Annotated in this window: 2 protein-coding genes; both read left to right on the top strand. The window is 42.5% G+C overall.

All coding sequences use genetic code 11. The features are described from left to right. Positions 1–350 precede the first annotated feature (350 nt). Complete coding sequence (locus Q1A48_RS21150; protein WP_299948822.1) at positions 351–548, top strand: hypothetical protein; 198 nt, start codon at positions 351–353, stop codon at positions 546–548. A gap of 896 nt (positions 549–1,444) precedes the next feature. After that, positions 1,445–1,606, top strand: coding sequence for a hypothetical protein (locus Q1A48_RS22040; RefSeq protein WP_366523465.1), 162 nt, complete (start codon positions 1,445–1,447; stop codon positions 1,604–1,606). Positions 1,607–1,853: the final 247 nt, after the last annotated feature.

The raw sequence follows: 1,853 nt of genomic DNA, 5'->3' as shown, positions 1-1,853 counted from the left end.
AGAGGTGCTATCAAAGCACAGTAGCTATGGCTTGTGCCTTCCTATGGCTACCCATGTGAAACGGGAACAGCCCCTAGAAAAGCGGCAACAATAACGCCAGAGCTGATTAAAGTGGTGGAAGATAAGCATACTGAAAAATGGGGCTAGAAGTAGAACGTAGATTTGCTGCTTTAGGGGCACTTGATACTGTTGGGCCGTGAGCGGCTCTATCAGCATGTGTGGGCTGATAGGGCGAGAGGTGATGAACTATCCATGAACCCAAGCGGCACAGTAGAAAGTATTACCACCGAAGCAATGATAAAACCAATCGCAGCCAAATAAGGAATCGTGTAAGTATTGATGAGTGTCCGGTGAAAGTAGATACGAAAAGCTGGGTTGGCGACTGGGAAACTGATACCGCCATTGGCATGGGACACAGTGGCGTTCTGGCGGCCATTGTAGAGCGTGTCACGCAGTTTACACTAACTGCGCAGGTGAAGGACAAACACAGATACGATGACGGAGGCCGCTATAGCTCTGTTGAAGGCTTATACGACAGCGTTGCATAGGATCACGACGGGCAATGGTAAAGATTTTGCCTATCACAAAAAAATTACCGGGGAACATGGAGCTAAGGTTTGCTTCGCGCACGCCTACTACCCTTGGGGACGTTGTTTGAACGGGAATACGAATGGTATGTTGTGGCAATGTTGACCAACGAGTACAGGCTCTAAAAGGATAATTCAAGAAGAGGTTAATACAGTGGCATCCGATTTAAATAATCGGCCCAGAAAAATATTAGGTATTGAAGCATCAGAAAATTTAATGGATAAAAATTTGACGCGCAAACCGCATAAGCGGCATGTACTTCAAGGTTGTATTCGCGGTTTATTTTTTAGGTTTTGCTTTTTATTAAACGCCGTGAAGTCAATCTTTTTAATTCTAAAGTTATAATTTTCATCTGATATGTTATTTCAAATATAAAATGAATTTGAATCGTGCAGATTGCTAATCTTAGGCTTTCATTTGGTTGGAAACTCTGGTGCGTATGATAATGTAGAGAGGACGGGGGCTTAGGTTTTACTGGTGGAGAGTGTATTTTAGCGCACCTCTAAAAATCACCTGATTACTGGTAAAATCGATTCAACTTCTCTCAGATAGAAGTTATGCAAAAAATGCAGCCGGGCTTCTTAGATTTCGAAGACCGACATCGTAAACTGAGCGAGCGTGAATCGCTGATTAATCTGTGAGAGCTGATTGATCGGGAAGATTTTCGCAACACTTTGAATAAAATTCACACAAAAACGCGAAAGAGAAATACAGGACGAAAGCTCTTAGATGTCATTGTAATATTCAAAGCGCTGGTATTGCAGATTTGTACAACTTATCAGGCGATGAACTGGAGCATCATTTACGCAACCGATTTACATTTTTCCGGGTTCTCAACCTGAATACGGAAGACAGAATGCCGAACACTAAGATGAACTGTCTGTTTCGCGAACAATTGAAGAATGATGAGCTTATGAAGTCTCTCTTTCTCGAGTTCGATTTACAGCTTGATGCACAGGGCTACAAAGCTCAAAAAGGGCAAATAGTTGATGCCAATTTTATTGATGTATCGAAGTAGTGCAATAGTCGAGATGAGAGCGAAGAAATTAAGGCCGGCAAAGTACCGGAAAGAATCGAGAAACAACCAAACGTCAGAACGATCTGGATGATCGCTTGTACAAGAAAAATAATGAGGCCCACTACGAGTATAAGAACCATATCTGCGTGGACAACAAGCGCAAACTGATCCGAGATTACGAGATTACGAGATTACGAGATTACGAGATTACGAGATTACGAGATTACGAGATTACGAGATTACGAGA

This window comes from uncultured Microbulbifer sp. (assembly GCF_947489355.1).
In the GTDB taxonomy this organism is placed as follows: domain Bacteria; phylum Pseudomonadota; class Gammaproteobacteria; order Pseudomonadales; family Cellvibrionaceae; genus Microbulbifer.
This window is presented reverse-complemented; position numbering and strand designations above follow the sequence as displayed.

Coding starts and splice junctions, on each gene's coding strand:
- Q1A48_RS22040 (WP_366523465.1), top strand. CDS start 1,445: ATGCCGAACACTAAGATGAACTGTCTGTTTCGCGAACAATTGAAGAAT.